The organism is Streptomyces sp. NPDC091281 (assembly GCF_044757425.1).
Taxonomy (GTDB): Bacteria; Actinomycetota; Actinomycetes; order Streptomycetales; family Streptomycetaceae; genus Streptomyces.
The window spans coordinates 311,940-329,299 of sequence record NZ_JBIVUY010000001.1 but is presented as its reverse complement, the minus strand read 5'-3'; the positions used below and the strand labels follow the sequence as shown (position 1 = coordinate 329,299).

Annotated in this window: 12 protein-coding genes; 1 reads left to right on the top strand and 11 read right to left on the bottom strand. The window is 70.9% G+C overall.

Features of this window, described 5'->3' with window-relative positions; translation table 11 throughout:
• Nucleotides 1-119: 119 nt before the first annotated feature.
• The 11 genes from ACIQPQ_RS01470 to ACIQPQ_RS01420 all read right to left on the bottom strand — a co-directional run bounded on the left by ACIQPQ_RS01470 (nucleotide 120) and on the right by ACIQPQ_RS01420 (nucleotide 16,202).
• Entirely contained in the window at nucleotides 120-2,051 is a 1,932-nt protein-coding gene (locus ACIQPQ_RS01470; protein WP_401298241.1) for a TIGR03960 family B12-binding radical SAM protein, read from the bottom strand.
• Nucleotides 2,052-2,185: 134 nt separating this feature from the next.
• Nucleotides 2,186-3,826 carry a CHAD domain-containing protein gene (locus ACIQPQ_RS01465; protein ID WP_401298239.1) on the bottom strand — a complete coding sequence of 547 codons (1,641 nt, stop codon included), beginning with the start codon at nucleotides 3,824-3,826 and terminating at the stop codon, nucleotides 2,186-2,188.
• 79 nt (nucleotides 3,827-3,905) lie between these two features.
• Nucleotides 3,906-5,105, bottom strand: coding sequence for a rod shape-determining protein RodA (gene rodA, locus ACIQPQ_RS01460; RefSeq protein ID WP_401298237.1), 1,200 nt, complete (start codon nucleotides 5,103-5,105; stop codon nucleotides 3,906-3,908).
• Entirely contained in the window at nucleotides 5,102-7,366 is a 2,265-nt protein-coding gene (mrdA, locus tag ACIQPQ_RS01455; RefSeq protein WP_401298235.1) for a penicillin-binding protein 2, read from the bottom strand. The genes rodA and mrdA overlap by 4 nt, the downstream gene beginning before the upstream one ends.
• Nucleotides 7,367-7,613: 247 nt before the next feature.
• Nucleotides 7,614-8,282: a rod shape-determining protein MreD gene (gene mreD, locus ACIQPQ_RS01450; protein ID WP_401298232.1), complete on the bottom strand. Its 669-nt coding sequence runs from the start codon at nucleotides 8,280-8,282 to the stop codon at nucleotides 7,614-7,616.
• 12 nt (nucleotides 8,283-8,294) lie between these two features.
• Nucleotides 8,295-9,254 (bottom strand): rod shape-determining protein MreC, encoded by a 960-nt coding sequence (gene mreC / locus ACIQPQ_RS01445; protein WP_383767622.1) that lies wholly within the window; start codon nucleotides 9,252-9,254, stop codon nucleotides 8,295-8,297.
• Between the two features lie 317 nt (nucleotides 9,255-9,571).
• Nucleotides 9,572-10,591, bottom strand: coding sequence for a rod shape-determining protein (locus ACIQPQ_RS01440; RefSeq protein ID WP_030779466.1), 1,020 nt, complete (start codon nucleotides 10,589-10,591; stop codon nucleotides 9,572-9,574).
• A gap of 328 nt (nucleotides 10,592-10,919) precedes the next feature.
• On the bottom strand, nucleotides 10,920-11,333 hold the full coding sequence (ndk, locus tag ACIQPQ_RS01435) for a nucleoside-diphosphate kinase (protein WP_401298228.1): 414 nt from the start codon (nucleotides 11,331-11,333) through the stop codon (nucleotides 10,920-10,922).
• Between the two features lie 61 nt (nucleotides 11,334-11,394).
• Entirely contained in the window at nucleotides 11,395-11,796 is a 402-nt protein-coding gene (locus tag ACIQPQ_RS01430) for a DUF4233 domain-containing protein (protein ID WP_401298225.1), read from the bottom strand.
• Between the two features lie 8 nt (nucleotides 11,797-11,804).
• Complete coding sequence (locus ACIQPQ_RS01425) at nucleotides 11,805-13,316, bottom strand: bifunctional folylpolyglutamate synthase/dihydrofolate synthase (RefSeq protein WP_383767630.1); 1,512 nt, start codon at nucleotides 13,314-13,316, stop codon at nucleotides 11,805-11,807.
• Between the two features lie 261 nt (nucleotides 13,317-13,577).
• The gene (locus ACIQPQ_RS01420) at nucleotides 13,578-16,202 is read right to left on the bottom strand and encodes a valine--tRNA ligase (RefSeq protein ID WP_401298221.1); all 2,625 of its coding nucleotides are present in this window, start codon (nucleotides 16,200-16,202) and stop codon (nucleotides 13,578-13,580) included.
• 136 nt (nucleotides 16,203-16,338) lie between these two features.
• Between ACIQPQ_RS01420 and ACIQPQ_RS01415 the strand changes: the two genes are divergently transcribed.
• A complete protein-coding gene (locus ACIQPQ_RS01415; protein WP_401298218.1) occupies nucleotides 16,339-17,295 on the top strand; it encodes a hypothetical protein in 957 nt (318 codons plus the stop codon).
• Nucleotides 17,296-17,360 lie beyond the last annotated feature (65 nt).

Here is a 17,360-nt window from a genome sequence, read left to right as displayed (position 1 = left end):
ATCCTTCTGCAAGCCGAGCACGGTCAGCACCGCCACCGCATCTACCTCTGTGACATCAGCCACAGCGTCAGCGATGCGGTGAAGCGGCTTACTCATCTCACAGCCCCCGTTTCCGCAGGTCAGCCGGACTTCTTGACCGTCAGAGGCAGCAGCTTCTTGCCCGTCGGGCCCGTTTGTGGCCATGTGTCGAACTGGGGGCAGACGCCGCAGTCGAAGCAGGGGGTCCAGCGGCAGTCCTCGACCTCGGTCTCGTCGAGGGCGTCCTGCCAGTCCTCCCACAGCCAGTCCTTGTCGAGGCCGGAGTCGAGGTGGTCCCAGGGGAGGACCTCCTCGTAGCCGCGCTCGCGGGTGGTGTACCAGTCGACGTCGACGCCGAAGGCGGGCAGCGTCTTCTCGGCGCAGCGCATCCAGCGGTCGTAGGAGAAGTGCTCGCGCCAGCCGTCGAAACGGCCGCCGTCCTCGTAGACCGCGCGGATGACGGAGCCGAGGCGGCGGTCGCCGCGGGAGAGCAGGCCCTCGACGATGCCGGGCTTGCCGTCGTGGTAGCGGAAGCCGATGGAGCGGCCGTAGCGCTTGTCTCCGCGGATCTTGTCGCGGAGCTTGGTGAGGCGGGCGTCGGTCTCCTCCGCGGACAGCTGCGGGGCCCACTGGAAGGGGGTGTGCGGCTTGGGCACGAAGCCGCCGATGGAGACGGTGCAGCGGATGTCGTTGGAGCCGGAGACCTCGCGGCCCTTCTGGATGACGTTCATCGCCATGTCGGCGATCTGGAGGACGTCCTCGTCGGTCTCGGTCGGCAGGCCGCACATGAAGTAGAGCTTCACCTGGCGCCAGCCGTTGCCGTAGGCGGTGGCGACCGTGCGGATCAGGTCCTCCTCCGAGACCATCTTGTTGATGACCTTGCGCATGCGCTCGGAGCCCCCCTCGGGGGCGAAGGTGAGGCCGGAGCGGCGGCCGTTGCGGGTCAGCTCGTTGGCGAGGTCGACGTTGAAGGCGTCCACACGGGTCGACGGGAGGGACAGACCGATCTTGTCCTCCTCGTACCGGTCGGCGAGGCCCTTGGCGACGTCGCCGATCTCGCTGTGGTCGGCGGAGGACAGCGACAGCAGGCCGACCTCCTCGAAGCCGGTCGCCTTCAGGCCCTTGTCGACCATCTCGCCGATGCCGGTGATGGAGCGCTCGCGCACCGGGCGGGTGATCATTCCGGCCTGGCAGAAGCGGCAGCCGCGGGTGCAGCCGCGGAAGATCTCCACCGACATCCGCTCGTGCACGGTCTCGGCGAGCGGCACCAGCGGCTGCTTCGGGTAGGGCCACTCGTCGAGGTCCATGACGGTGTGCTTCGACACCCGCCACGGCACGCCCGACCGGTTGGGGACCATGCGGGCGATCCGGCCGTCGGGCAGGTACTCGACGTCGTAGAAGCCGGGGATGTAGACGCCGCCGGTCTTCGCCAGCCGCAGCAGGACCTCCTCGCGGCCGCCGGGGCGGCCCTCGGCCTTCCACTGGCGGATGATCTTCGTCATGTCGAGGACGGCCTGCTCGCCGTCGCCGATGACGGCCGCGTCGATGAAGTCCGCGATCGGCTCCGGGTTGAACGCGGCGTGCCCGCCCGCCAGCACGATCGGGTCGTCGAGCCCGCGGTCGCGCGCCTCCAGCGGGATGCCCGCGAGGTCGAGGGCGGTGAGCATGTTGGTGTAGCCCAGCTCGGTGGAGAAGGACAGCCCGAACACGTCGAAGGCCTTGACCGGGCGGTGGCCGTCCACGGTGAACTGCGGGACCTTGTGCTCCCGCATCAGCTCCTCCAGGTCCGGCCACACGCTGTACGTGCGCTCGGCGAGGACGCCCTCCTGCTCGTTCAGCACCTCGTAGAGGATCATGACGCCCTGGTTGGGCAGGCCGACCTCGTAGGCGTCGGGGTACATCAGCGCCCAGCGGACGTCGCAGTCGTCCCAGGGCTTGACGGTGGAGTTCAGCTCACCGCCCACGTACTGGATCGGCTTCTGCACATGCGGGAGCAGGGCTTCGAGCTGCGGGAACACCGACTCGACAGACATCGCGGGAACTTTCGTGAGCTGACAGGGGTGACCATTCAGCCTAACCCGCCGTCCGGCCCTTCCCGTACGGCTTCTCCCCTACGGCCCCTCCCGCACCGCCCGCGCTGTCTCTGCCGTCCGTGCCGTCCGTGCCGTCAGACGTGCATGCCGTCGGCGGTTGCCGCCCAGGTGTCCGGCAGTGCCGTCTCGACGCTTTCGGCGCGCCGCTCCTCCCGCCCGTACAGCAGTCCGTACGTGAACGCGCTCTCCCCCGCCGCGTGCGCCTGTCCGGCCAGGCCGCGCAGGGCCTCGCGGGTCATCACGCTGTCCTGGTGGTCGCCCAGCAGTCCCTGGAGCGCCTTCATCGAGCGGACCAGGTCGGTCGCGGGCGCGCCGAGCGCGGGCCCGGACGCCTCCGCCGAGTAGCGGGTCCGCTTGGTCCGCTTGCGCGCCTCGTGCAGGGCGAGGTCCCGTCCGGGGCCGGGCGGCTGCCCGAGCGCCTCCTCGACCAGCGCGGCCACCCGCCCGAAGTCCTTGCGTACGGCCTTCGCGAGCACCTTCTCCGGCGCTCCCCCGGCGGCGGCGAGCAGCGGCGGCTCGTCCACCAGCCGGTCCAGGGCGTCCAGCAGGGCGAGGTACCGCTTGCCGTCCAGTACGGCGAGGAGGCGACGGCGTGACCCGCCGCCGCGGGCCCGCGCCCAGGTGCGCAGCCGGTTGCGGACCGGGCCGGAGACCAGCGGGCGGGGCAGGGCGTCCAGGGCGGCCGTGAGCCGGTCGGTGAGGACCTCTTGGTCGCGGTCCACGCCGAGTTCGCCCGCCAGCCACTTCAGTTCGGCGCCGATCGGGTCGGTGACCGAGCGGTCGAGGACCTTGGCGAAGGAGCGGAACGCGCTGCGCGCGCGGCGGGTGGCGACCCGCATGCGGTGCACGGAGTCGGGCAGGTCGCGGCGGACGGCCGGGTCCAGCTCGATGATCGCGTCGCGCTGCGCCCGGAGGTAGGCGAGGACGTGGTCCCCGGCGGTGCGGGGGGCTCGCGGGGCGGCGCGTCCGGCCGACGGTGCGGGGGCGGCGGTCGCGGTGGAGGTGGAGATAGCAGTGGCAGTGGCCGTCCCGCCCTTGGCGGGCTTCTTTCCCGACGCGGCCGGCTGCTTCTTCCCGGCCTTGCCGGACTTCGTGCCGTGGGACGTGCCCGGCGTCCGGGGCGCCGTCTCCGCCAGGGCGCGGGCCAGCTTCGACGCCGAGCCGGACGGGCGGACGCCGGCCTTGCGGAGGCGCTTCTCCACCTTGTCGAGGAAGACCGGTTCGCCGCCGTCGGCGAGTTCCACCTCGATCTCGGTCCACTGGGCGGCCCCGCCCCCGTCGGTGAGCCGGTCGGCGCGGACCTCGTCCACGCTGACCTCGGCCAGCAGACGGCCCGCGTCGTCGACGAGTTCACGCACGTCCCGCGCCGAGCGCAGCCGCACCACCGGGGCGACCTCGGCGCCCCGCACCCGCGACCGGATCAGTCCGGCGAGGACACGGGGAAGGTGGTCGGAGAGCGGGGCGCGGATCTCGTCGCGGACACCGGGGGCGACCGGGAACTTGAGGTGCCAGCCCGCGTCGGAACCGCCGGTGCGGCGGCGCAGGGTGATCGAGGCGGCGGCGAGGCGCCCGTCGGCGGTGTCGTAGTAGGTGGCGTCGAGTTCGGCGACGCCCTTGTCGAGGACGGCCGCCACCCCGGCGACGCCGGTCAGGTCGGGCAGCCCGCTGTCATCGGATTCGTACTTGCGCTCGATCTCGCGTTTCGTCTCCGCCATGAACCGAATCTAGTGCCAGTCGAGCCCGGACGGCAGGGCCGACCGGGCTCGAATTCCTGCTGGACCACGGGCGGAAGCCCTACGCGGACATGGGTCTCTGCACCCTGATCGACTGGAGCAGCCCCACCGCCACCCACACCGAAAACATCGATGATCCGCCGTAGCTCACGAACGGCAGCGGCAGGCCGGTGACCGGCATGATGCCGAGGGTCATCCCGATGTTCTCGAAGGACTGGAAGGCGAACCAGGCCACGATCCCGGCGGCCACGATCGTGCCGTACAGCTCGGTCGTCTCACGGGCGATGCGGCAGGCCCGCCACAGCAGGACGCCGAGCAGCACGATGATGAGGCCGCCGCCGACGAACCCCAGCTCCTCGCCCGCGACCGTGAACACGAAGTCGGTCTGCTGCTCGGGCACGAACTGGCCGGTCGTCTGCGAGCCCTCGAAGAGCCCGGAGCCGGTCAGCCCGCCCGAACCGATCGCGATCCGCGCCTGGTTGGTGTTGTAGCCGACACCGGCCGGGTCGAGGCTGGGGTTGGCGAAGGCCGCGAAGCGGGCGATCTGGTAGTCGTCCAGGATGTGCAGCTGCCAGACGGCGATCGCCCCGGCCACGCCCGCGCCGATGATGCCCAGCACCCAGCGGTTGGAGGCGCCGGAGGCGAGCAGCACGCCCAGCACGATGATGACCATCACCATGACCGACCCGAGGTCGGGCATCAGCATGACGATCAGCATGGGCACCGCGGCCAGGCCGAGCGCCTGGAGCACCGTGCGGTGGTCCGGGTAGGGCTTGTCGCCCGCGTCGACCCGCGCCGCCAGCAGCATCGCCATGCCCAGGATGATCGTGATCTTCACGAACTCCGAGGGCTGGAGCGAGAAGCCGCCGCCGAGCTGGATCCAGGAGTGCGCGCCGTTGACGGTCGAGCCGAGCGGGGTGAGCACCGCGAGGATGAGCAGCACCGACAGGCCGTAGAGGATCGGGACCGCGTTGCGCAGGGTGCGGTGGCCGAGCCAGACGGTGCCCATCATCAGGGCGATTCCGATGCCGGTGTTCATGAGGTGCCGGACGAGGAAGAAGTACGGGTCGCCCTGGTTGATCTCGGTGCGGTTGCGGGTCGCCGAGTAGACCAGCAGGGCGCCGATCAGGGACAGGGCGACCGCCGACAGCAGTATCGGCCAGTCCAGGCGGCGGGCCATCGAGTCCCGGGCGAAGACCCGGGTCCAGCCGGCCCGTTCGGGTCCGTACCCCGAGACGGAGAAGCTGTTCGCGCCGGTCATGTGCACATCCTCCGGCTTCCGCGCCTGCGCCGTCGCCGCCGGGTGTCGCGGTTGGTCGCCTCGGGTGAGGCGACGGTCCCGCCCGGCTGCGTCCCGTCGGGGGCGGTGGTGGCGCCGCCCTCCTCGGTGGCCTTCTGGTAGCGCTGCTGGTCCTTCGCGGGGTCCTTGGGGATCTTCGGGGAGGCGATGGTGCCGTCCGTGCGGATCGTCGGCAGGGCCTTCTGCGGGGTGGGCAGCAGCGCGTTCTTCTTGGTGATCGTGCCGGTGTCGGAGATGCCGTACAGCGCGTCGTAGATGTTGCGCACCGCCGGGCCGGAGGCGCCGGAGCCCGTACCACCCTGGGAGATCGTCATGACGATCGCGTAGTCCTTGGTGTACGTGGCGAACCAGGACGTCGTCTGCTTGCCGTAGACCTCGGCGGTGCCGGTCTTGGCGTGCATCGGGATCTTGTCCTGGGGCCAGCCGCCGAACCGCCAGGCGGCGGTGCCGCGGGTGGCGACGCCCTCCAGGGCGCTGTCCATCTTGGCGAGGGTCTGCTTGCTGACGGGCAGTTTGCCGTGTGCCTTCGGCGCGATCTCGCGGACCGACTTGCCGTCGGCACTGACCACGGCCTTGCCGACCGTCGGGTCGTAGAGCGTGCCGCCGTTGGAGATGGCCGCGTAGATGGTGGCCATCTGGATCGGCGTCACCAGGGTGTCGCCCTGGCCGATGGAGTAGTTGATCTCGTCACCGGCGCGCATCTTGTTGCCTTCGAGGCAGTTCTCGTACGCGATCATCTCGACGTACGAGCCGCCCTTCTTGCCGGTCTTGCACCAGGCGTCCTTGTTGGCCTTCCAGTACGACTGCTTCCACTCGCGGTCGGGGACCCGGCCGGTGACCTCGTTGGGCAGGTCGATGCCGGTCTCCTTGCCGAGGCCGAACTGGTGGGCCGCCTTGTAGAAGTAGTCCTTCGGCTTCTTCTTGGGGTCGATGCCACCGTCCTTCTGCCACTGCTGGTGGGCGAGGCTGTAGAAGACGGTGTCGCAGGAGACCTCCAGGGCGCGGCCGAGGCTGATCGGGCCGTAGTTCGCCGATTCGAAGTTCTTGAAGACCTGGCCGCCGACGCTGTAGGAGCTGGAGCAGTTGTAGCGGCCGTCGAACTCGTACCCCGCCTCGACCGCGGCGGCCGTGGAGACCACCTTGAAGATCGAGCCCGGAGCGGCCTGACCCTGTATGGCCCGGTTGAGCAGCGGGTAGTTGGAGGACTTGCCGGTGAGCTTCTTGTAGTCCTTGGCGGAGATGCCTCCCACCCAGGCGTTCGGGTCGTAGTTCGGGTTGGACGCCATGGCGACGACCCGGCCGGTCTTGGCCTCCAGGACCACGACGGCACCCGAGTCGGCCTTGTACCGCTCGTTGGTGTTGCGGTCCCACTCCTTGCGGGCGGCCTTCATCGCCTCGTTCAGCTCGAACTCGGCGACGCGCTGGACGCGGGAGTCGATACTGGTGACCAGGTGGGAGCCGGCCTGCGCCGGGTCGGCTTCGGCCTCGCCGATGACCCGGCCGAGGTTGTCCACCTCGTAGCGGGTGACGCCCGCCTTGCCGCGCAGTTCCTTGTCGTACTGCCGCTCCAGGCCGCTGCGGCCGACCTGGTCGGAGCGGAGGAACGGGGAGTCGGTGTCCTGGGCCTTGGTGATCTCGTCGTCGGTGACGGGCGAGAGGTAGCCGAGGACCTGGGCGGTGTTGGCCTGGCCGGGTGCCGTGTACCGGCGGACGGCCTCGGGCTCGGCGGTGATGCCGGGGAAGTCCTCGGCGCGCTCGCGGATCTGGAGGGCCTGCTTGGCGGTGGCCTCGTCGGTGATGGGGATCGGCTGGTAGGGCGAGCCGTTCCAGCAGGGCTGGGGGGTCTTGGCGTCGCAGAGGCGGACCTTCTGCCGGACCTCCTCGGGCGCCATCCCGAGGACGGCGGCCAGCTTGGTGAGGACGGCCGCGCCGTCGTCCTTCTGCTTCAGCAGGTCGGTGCGGGAGGCGGAGACGACCAGCCGGGTCTCGTTGTCCGCGAGGGCGACGCCGCGGGCGTCCAGGATGGAGCCGCGCACGGCGGGCTCGACGACCTGCTGGACGTGGTTGCCGGAGGCCTCTTTCGCGTACTCCGCGCCTTCCCGGATCTGGAGGTACCAGAGGCGTCCGCCGAGGGTGCCCAGGAGGGAGAGGACCAGGATCTGGATCACGACCAGCCGGATCTGCACCCGTGGGGTCCGCCCGGTCTCGGGAATGTTCGTCACTGCGGCTGCCTCCCCCTCACCCTGCACTCACTCCGTCCACCGCGCCGGACGTCCCGGCCGCGCACCCTGTGCCCGCCGCCGGGCCGGCTCCTGCCGCCCGGACGCCCGTACACGGATTCGTCTCTCCGTACGCATGAGGAACGTGCGGCCGGTGAGGCCCCGTTCCGCCGGGATCTCCTCTTTCGGGTGAACTCCGCGCACCCGGCGCGGCGCGCCCGGTCGGCGACGTCCGTGAACTGCCCCGCCCTCACAGCCGCTTGACCCCCTTGATGCGTCCGGCGCGGGCCACGCGGGCGCGGGCCGTCTTCATCTTGAGGCCGCCGCGCTGGCCGCCGATCCGCAGGCCGGTGCCGGAGGCGAGCCAGCCGGAGGAGATGTCGGCCTTGGCGGCGGCGTTGGTCTCGGCGAGCGGGTCGTTGTCCACCCGCCGGGCCAGGAACATCACGCCGGGCACCACGAACGGGGCGAGCAGCAGGTCGTAGAGGGCCGCCGAGAACAGCAGGCCGGTGAGCCCGACGTGCCGGGCGGCGGTGTCGCCGACGAGGGCGCCGACGCCCGCGTAGAGCAGGGTGGAGCCGATCGCGGCGGCGACGACCACGACCATGGGGCCGGTGGCGGACTTGATGCGGCCGGTCTCGGGCTTGATCAGCCCGGCGAGGTAGCCGATGACGCAGAGCACGAGCGCGTAGCGTCCGGCGGCGTGGTCGGCGGGCGGGGCGAGGTCGGCGAGGAGTCCGGCGCCGAAGCCGATGAGGGCGCCCGCGACATGGCCGTAGACCATGGCGAGGCCCAGGACGGTGAGCAGGAGGAGGTCGGGGACGGCGCCGGGGAGGTGGAGGCGGGCGAGGACGCTCACCTGGATCACCAGGGCGACGACGACCAGCGGGACGGAGAGCAGGACTCGGTTGAGGCGCATGGGGGTCAGCTCCTACTGCTCGTCCTGGCCGTCGGCGGCACCGTCGGCGTTCGCGTCCGGATTCGCGCCCGGCGTGACGGTGACGGTGACCGTCGGAGTGGGGACCGGCTTGGGCTTCTTGGGGAGCACGGTGTCGCGCGGGTCCTTCTTCGGGGCCTCGACGACGACGCCGACGATGTCCAGCTTGGTGAAGCTGACGTACGGCGTGACGTAGAGGGTGCGGGTGAGGTTGCCGCCGGAGGGGTCGACGCGGGAGACCACGCCGACCGGCACGCCCGGCACGAAGGGCTTGTCGGCCTGCGAGCCGAAGGTGACGAGGCGGTCGCCCTTCTTCACCTCGGCCTTGCCGTTGAGGAGTTCGACGCGCAGCGGCCGGTCGCCCTGGCCGGAGGCGAAGCCGAGTTCGTCGGAGGCCTCCATGCGGGTGCCGACGGTGAAGTCGGGGTCGCTGGCGAGGAGGACGGTGGCGGTGTTCGGACCGACGGTGGTGACCCGGCCGACGAGTCCGTCGCCGTTGAGGACGGTCATGTCGCGCTTGATGCCGTCGTGGGCGCCGACGTCGATGGTGACGGTCCAGGAGAAGCCCTGGGCGGCGCCGATCGCGATGACCTCGGCGCCCTTGATGCCGTACTGGCCGGCACCGGCGGTCTTGAGGATCTTGTCGAGCTGGGTGAGGCGACTGCGGTTGCGGTCGTCGCTGCCGAGCTTCGCCTCCAGCGCCGCGTTCTCCTTCTCCAGCCGGGCGAGCCGGTCGTGGCGTTCGCCGGAGTCGCGGACCGCGGAGACGGCGTCGCCGACCGGGTCGACGGCCGAGGACACGCCGTCCTCGATCGGGCCGAAGACGGCGGCGGCGCCCTGCCGGGCTCCGTCGACCGGGGAGTCCTCCCCGCCGCGGATGTCGACCGTGATCAGCGCGAACGCTACGGCGACCAGCAGCACCAGGAGCAGCCGGCTCTCTCGTGTGTCCCTCACGTGCGGCGGCCGTGCCCTTCCTCATAGGAATTACGGGAAATCAGGCGACCCCCGGGAACGGAACGGCCCGAGGGGCGCGGGTGTGAACGAGATGTACGACGGGATGTGCGGCGAGATGTACAGCGGGATGTGCGACGGAGAAGAACGCGGGGCGAGCCGCGGACGAGCGGGAGAAGCAGAAGCGGCGGGAATCAGGGGAAGCAGCGAACGGCGTGCGGTCGATGGTCCTTGAAGGCTTTTCAGGATCTTAAGCCGCAATACCAACGATCCGCCGCACGAGAGGGGCTCGTCTCGTACGGCGGGATCGAAGCGTTACGTCATCTGCGCGGCGCGGCGTCCAGGACCTGCTGGAGCGCCTCGAACTCCTCCACGCACTTGCCGGAGCCGAGCGCCACGCTGTCCAGCGGGTCCTCGGCGATGTGGATGGGCATCCCGGTCTCCCGGCGCAGCCGCTCGTCCAGGCCGCGCAGCAGGGCTCCGCCGCCGGTCAGCACGATGCCGCGGTCCATGATGTCGCCGGACAGCTCGGGCGGGCACTTGTCGAGGGTGGTCTTCACGGCGTCGACGATCGCGTTGACGGGTTCCTCGATCGCCTTGCGGACCTCGGCGGCCGAGATGACGACGGTCTTGGGCAGACCGGAGACCAGGTCCCGGCCGCGGATTTCGGTGTGCTCGTCGGAGTCGAGGTCGTACGCGGAGCCGATGGTGATCTTGATCTGCTCGGCCGTCCGCTCACCCAGCAGGAGCGAGTACTCCTTCTTGATGTGCTGGATGATCGCGTTGTCCAGTTCGTCGCCCGCGACGCGGATGGACTGCGCGGTGACGATGCCGCCGAGCGAGATGACCGCGACCTCCGTCGTGCCGCCGCCGATGTCCACCACCATGTTGCCCGTGGCCTCGTGGACCGGCAGGCCGGAGCCGATGGCCGCGGCCATGGGCTCCTCGATGATGTGCACCTGCCGGGCGCCGGCCTGGGTCGACGCCTCGATGACGGCGCGGCGCTCGACGCCGGTGATGCCCGAGGGCACACAGACGACGACCCGCGGCCTGGCCAGATACCGCCGCTTGTGGATCTTCAGGATGAAGTAGCGGAGCATCCGCTCGGTGATCTCGAAGTCGGCGATGACGCCGTCCTTCAGCGGACGCACGGCGACGATGTTGCCAGGGGTCCGCCCGATCATCTTCTTGGCTTCGGCGCCGACCGCGAGGATGCCACCGGTGTTGGTGTTGATCGCGACGACGGACGGCTCGTTGAGTACGATCCCGCGACCCCTGACGTACACCAGCGTGTTGGCGGTCCCGAGGTCGACAGCCATGTCACGGCCGATGAACGACATTGAGTTCCCCATCAGGATTCGACTGGCCTTCCCGTGGGCCCGCGAGGGCTTCTGGGGTCGGCGAGGTGGGTGCTGTGACGTGAAGGCTTCCATCGTAAACGCGCCTGCACGACCACTGCGCGAGGGTCTTCGCCATTGTCAGCAGATGCGGCGGCGCCCCGCTTGTGGAGACGGGCCATCGGGGGAACGCGTTCCCCCGATCGGCACGTACATATACCGAGGGACGGCCGAAAAGGTACGGCCGTCCCGGGGTGGGCGAGGGGTGCGGCGGGCCGCCGGAATGACGGCCCGTCAGAAAGATCCGCGAAACCTCCGCCCGTGCGGACGCTCAGGCGCGGCCGGGGAAGAAGATCTTCACCTCGCGTTCGGCGGACTCCTCGGAGTCGGAGGCGTGGATGAGGTTCTCGCGGACGATCACGCCATAGTCGCCGCGGATCGAGCCGGGCGCGGCGGCGATCGGGTCGGTGGGGCCGGCCAGGGCGCGGACGCCCTCGATGACCCGCTCGCCCTCGACGATCAGGGCGACGACCGGGCCGGACGCCATGAACGCGACGAGCGGCTCGTAGAAGGGCTTGCCCTGGTGCTCGCCGTAGTGCTGCTCCAGGGTGTCCTGGTCCAGGGTGCGCAGCTCCAGCGCGGTGATCCGCCAGCCCGCCTTGCGCTCGATACGGCTGATGATCTCGCCGGTCAGGCCGCGACGGACGGCGTCGGGCTTGAGCAGGACGAGGGTGCGCTGGCTCACGGGGTGACTCCTTCTTGGCGGGTGCGGTGGGACGAGATTACAGGGCGTGTCGGCCCGCTCGTCACACAGCGTCAGCGGTATCCGCAGAGCCTGGGGTGGGCGGGGTGCCGGGGGTGGCCGGGCCGTCCTCGGCGTGCTGGGCGGCGAAGCGGGCCTTGGCCTCGTCGATGACGCGGCCGTAGTGCACGGAGGCCCACCACAGGGCGCCGAAGAGGATGCCGAGCACGAACATCGTCGGGACAACGAAACCGGCGGCGACCAGGGCGACCTGGAGGGCCCAGCCGAGGGCGACGCCGCCGGGCCGGGTGACCATGCCGCACAGCAGGATGCTGAAGAACATGGCGATCCCGCACACCGTCCACACGGTGGACTGGGCGAGGTCGGGGTCCTTCATGGCGACCAGCCCGGCGAAGCCGATGATGAAGAACTCGCCGATCAGGGTGGAGGAACAGAGCGTGCGCATGGGAGGAGTCAGCCCTTCCCGAGGAGCAGCCGGGCTTCCCCGACCGTGATGACGGAACCGGTGACCAGGACGCCGCCGCCCGCGAACTCGCCCTCCTCCTCGGCGAGCGTGACCGCCGCCTCCAGGGCGTCGTCGAGGCGGGGCTCGACCTGGACCCGCTCGTCGCCGAAGACCTCGACGGCGATCGCGGCCAGCTCGTCCACGTCCATCGCGCGGTGGCTGGAGTTCTGGGTGACGACGACCTCGGCGAAGAGCGGCTCGAACGCCTCCAGCAGGCCGCGGACGTTCTTGTCGCCGCTGGCGCCGACCACGCCGATCAGCCGGCTGAAGTCGAAGGCCTCGCCGACGGCCTCGGCGGTGGCGCGGGCGCCGGCCGGGTTGTGGGCGGCGTCCAGGACGACGGTCGGGGAACGGCGGACGATCTCCAGGCGGCCCGGGGAGGAGACGGCGGCGAAGGCCTTGCGGACGGTGTCGAGGTCCAGCGGCTCGGGGCGTTCGGAGCCGACGCCGAAGAAGGCCTCCACGGCGGCGAGGGCGACGGCCGCGTTGTGCGCCTGGTAGGCGCCGTGCAGCGGGAGGTACACCTCGGTGTACTCGCCGCCGAGGCCGCGCAGGGTGAGGAGCTGGCCGCCGACGGCGACCTGGCGGGCGACGACGCCGAACTCCAGGCCCTCGCGGGCGACGGTGGCGTCGGTCTCGGCGGACTTCTTCAGCAGGACCTGGGCGGCGTCCACGGGCTGCTGGGCCATGACGACCGTCGCGCCCGGCTTGATGATCCCGGACTTCTCCGTCGCGATCTCGCCGGGCGTGGAGCCGAGGCGGTCGGTGTGGTCGAGGTCGATGGGGGTGACGACGGCGACGGCCGCGTCGATGACGTTGGTGGCGTCCCAGGTGCCGCCCATGCCGACCTCGACGACGGCGACGTCGACGGGGGCGTCGGCGAACGCGGCGTACGCCATGCCGGTGAGGACCTCGAAGAAGGAGAGGCGGTACTCCTGCGCCGCGTCGACCATCTCGACGTACGGCTTGATGTCCTCGTACGTCTCGACGAAGCGCTCGGCGGAGACGGGGGCGCCGTCGAGGCTGATGCGTTCGGTGACGGACTGGACGTGCGGGGAGGTGTAGCGGCCGGTGCGCAGTTCGAAGGCGCCGAGGAGGGCCTCGATCATGCGGGCCGTGGAGGTCTTGCCGTTGGTGCCGGTGATGTGGATCGAGGGGTACGAGCGCTGCGGCTCGCCCAGGACGTCCATCAGGGCGGCGATGCGGCTGACCGAGGGCTCCAGCTTGGTCTCACCCCAGCGGGTGGCGAGGTCGGCCTCGACCGCGCGGAGGGCCTTGTCGACCTCGGGGTCCGTGGGGCGGGCCGGGACGTCGGCCTGCGGGGGGCCGCCCTGGGTGCGGAGGGTGCGGCTGCCGGCCTCGATCACCGCGAGGTCGGGGTCGCGGTCGGTCTCGGCGGCGACGATCTCCTCGAAGGGGTCGGGGGTGGCGTCGGTGTCGTCGTGCGGGAGGTCGCTCACGGCGTCCAGTCTACGGAGGGTCCCTCCGGGGGTGCGGTGGGGGACGGAGCGGGGGGTAGGGGGGTGGGGTTCTGAGGGTGCGGGGAGTTCTGTCCGGCGTGCGCGGTTCCCCGCGCCCCTGGAAGGACCTGGCCTGTCCGAGGGTGCGGGGAGATTCGCTCGACGTGCGCGGTTCCCCGCGCCCCTGGGGGGACCTGGTGGGTCCGGGGCGCGGGGAGTCTCACGTGCTGTGCGCGGTTCCCCGCGCCCCTGGCCTCGGGGTCAGGCCTCGGGGAGGTTCGACAGTTGGGTGGTGAGGCGGGTGATGTCGGCTTCCGCCTTGGTGAGGCGGGTGCGGATCTTGTCGACGACCGCGTCGGGGGCCTTGGCGAGGAAGGCCTCGTTGCCGAGCTTGGCCTCGGCCTGGGCCTTCTCCTTCTCGGCGGCGGCGAGGTCCTTGGCGAGGCGCTTGCGCTCGGCGGCCACGTCGATCGTGCCGGAGAGGTCCAGCGCGACCGTCGCCCCGGCGACCGGCAGGGTGGCGGTGGCCGCGAAGGACTCGCCCTCCGGCTGGAGCCGCAGCATCTGGCGGACGGCCGCCTCGTGCGGGGCGAGCGCCGTGCCGGCCAGGTCGAGGCGGGCCGGGACCCGCTGACCGGGCTGGAGGCCCTGGTCGGCGCGGAACCGGCGGACCTCGGTGATCACCGACTGGAGGGTCCCGATCTCGGCCTCGGCGGCGGCGTCCCGGAACCCGCTGTCCGACGGCCACGGGGCGATGACGACCGACTCGCCGCCGGTCAGCGTCGTCCACAGGGTCTCGGTGACGAAGGGGACGACCGGGTGCAGCAGCCGCAGCGTGACGTCGAGGACCTCCCCGAGGACGCGCTTGCTGACCTCGGCGGGGGCGCCGCCCTCCTGGAAGGTGGTCTTGGACAGCTCGACGTACCAGTCGAAGACCTCGTCCCACGCGAAGTGGAAGAGGGCGTCGGAGAGCTTGGCGAACTGGAAGTCGTCGTAGAACGCGTCGACTTCGGCGACCGTCGCGTTGAGGCGGGAGAGGATCCAGCGGTCGGTCGCGGACATCGCGGACGCGTCCGGCAGCGGGCCCTCGACCGTCGCGCCGTTCATCAGGGCGAAGCGGGTGGCGTTCCAGATCTTGTTGGCGAAGTTGCGGGACCCCTGGACCCAGTCCTCGCCGATCGGGACGTCGACGCCCGGGTTGGCGCCGCGCGCGAGGGTGAAACGGAGCGCGTCGGAACCGTACTTGTCCATCCAGTCGAGCGGATTGACCGCGTTCCCGAAGGACTTGGACATCTTCTTGCCGAACTGGTCGCGGACCATGCCGTGCAGGGCGATGGTGTGGAACGGCGGGGTGCCGTCCATCGCGTAGAGGCCGAACATCATCATCCGGGCGACCCAGAAGAAGAGGATGTCGTAGCCGGTGACGAGGACGGAGTTGGGGTAGAACTTCGCGAGCGACTCGGTCTGTTCGGGCCAGCCGAGGGTGGAGAAGGGCCACAGGGCGGAGGAGAACCAGGTGTCGAGGACGTCGGTGTCCTGGTGCCAGCCCTCGCCGGTGGGGACCTCGTCGTCGGGGCCGACGCAGACGACCTCGCCGTTCGGGCCGTACCAGACGGGGATGCGGTGGCCCCACCACAACTGCCGGGAGATGCACCAGTCGTGGAGGTTGTCGACCCAGTCGAAGTACCGCTTCTCCATCTCCTGCGGGTGGATCTTGACGCGGCCGTCGCGGACCGCGTCACCGGCGGCCTTGGCGAGCGGGCCGACCTTGACCCACCACTGGAGCGACAGGCGCGGCTCGATGGTGGTCTTGCAGCGCGAGCAGTGGCCGACGGAGTGGACGTACGGCCGCTTCTCGGCGACGATCCGGCCCTCGGCGCGCAGGGCGGCGACGATCGCCGAGCGGGCCTCGAAGCGGTCCAGGCCCTGGAAGGGGCCGTGCGCGGTGATGACGGCGTGTTCGTCGAGGACGGTGACGGACGGCAGGTCGTGGCGGCGGCCGATCTCGAAGTCGTTCGGGTCGTGGGCCGGGGTGACCTTGACCGCGCCGGTGCCGAACGCGGGGTCGACGTGCTCGTCGGCGACGACCGGGATCGAACGGTCGGTCAGCGGCAGCCGGATGAGCTTGCCGACCAGGTGCTTGTACCGCTCGTCGTCGGGGTGGACGGCGACGGCGGTGTCGCCGAGCATCGTCTCAGCGCGGGTGGTGGCGACGACGATGGTCTCGTCCCCGTCGCCGTACTTCATGGAGACGAGTTCGCCGTCGTCGTCCTGGTACTCGACCTCGATGTCGGAGATGGCGGTCAGACAGCGCGGGCACCAGTTGATGATGCGCTCGGCGCGGTAGATCAGCTCGTCGTCGTGGAGGCGCTTGAAGATGGTCTGGACGGCCTGGGAGAGGCCCTCGTCCATGGTGAAGCGCTCGCGGGACCAGGCGACGCCGTCGCCGAGGCGGCGCATCTGGCCGGAGATCTGGCCGCCGGACTCGCCCTTCCACTGCCAGACGCGCTCGACGAACGCGTCCCGGCCGAGGTCGTGGCGGGACTTGCCCTCCTTGCCGAGTTCGCGCTCGACGACGTTCTGGGTGGCGATGCCCGCGTGGTCCATGCCGGGCTGCCAGAGCGTCTCGTGGCCCTGCATGCGCTTGCGGCGGGTGAGGGCGTCGATGAGCGTGTGCTCGAAGGCGTGCCCGAGGTGCAGGCTGCCGGTGACGTTCGGCGGCGGGATGACGACGGTGAACGGCGGCTTGTCGCTCGCGGCGTCGGCCTCGAAGTAGCCCCGCTCCACCCAGCGCTCGTACAGCGGCGCCTCTACGTCGGCCGGCGCGTACTGGGTCGGCAGTTCGGTCGTGGGCGCGGGTGGCTGCTGCTGAGCGTTCTCGGTCACGCGCCCAGTTTAGGGGTGTCACGACGCCGTCCCGAAACGCGTTTGTTCTGTAACGGTGGGGCCCCCGGCGCTCTCGCGGAACCCGGCCTGAGCCAGGATGTGAAAATCGCATAAGTATCTGAGGGGGAACCCAGCAATGAGCCACCACCAGCCGGGCCCGTACGGCGGGCAGCAGCCGCAGCAGCCCGGCCCGTACGGGCAGCCGGGTCCCTACGGCCAGCCCCCGCAGGCCCCTCAGCCCGGATACGGCTACCCGCAGCAGCAGCCGCCGACCCCGCCGTACGGCCAGCAGCCCGGCCCCTACGGCGCCCAGCCGCCCACCCAGCCCTACGGCCAGCAGCCCGCGTACGGCGGCCAGCAGCCCCCCTACGGCCAGCCCCCGTACGGCGTCCCGCAGCCGCCGCCCCCGTCGGGCGGCGGCAAGAAAACGGCGGCCCTCGTCGTCGGCGCGGTCGCCCTGGTGACGGCGGTCGGCGTCGGCGCGTACCTCCTCCTCGGCGGCAGCGGCGGCGGCGCGGGCCTGAAGGACGACGGCCCGCACAAGCTGACCGCGCCCGCCTCGCTGCTGTCGGACAAGTACCAGCGGGTCGGCCCGGCGAACGAGGAGAAGGCGAGCAGCAGCGACGCCAAGGACCTCGCCACGGCCGGGATCACCGACCCGACGTCGACCGGGGCCATCTACTCCACGATGGACCTGGCGGCGCTCGACCTCAGCGACCCCGACGACATCGCGAAGTCGACGACCGCCGAGAACTTCACCTACTTCGGGGTGTACGGCAAGGTCGCGGACCCGGAGAAGGCGCTCGACGTCACCTTCGCGCAGATGCGCACCGAGTCCGACAAGGACGTCAAGCTGATCGGCGAGGCGCAGAGCGTCACGCCGGACGGCCTGGACGGCGCGGTCATGCGGTGCCAGAAGGCGCAGAGCACGACGAAGGCAACCGGCAAGACGCAGACCACCCACCTGTGCATCTGGGCCGACTACAGCACCATGGGCGTCGTCGAGCCGACCTCCGGCACCACGACGTACTCGCTGGAGCAGGCGGCGGACATCGCGGCCGACGTGCGCGCCCAGGTCCGCGTCAAGGCCTGAGCCGGGGACGCGCGGGATCTCGTACACGGAGAGGGGCCCGGTCGGTGTCGACCGGGCCCCTCTCC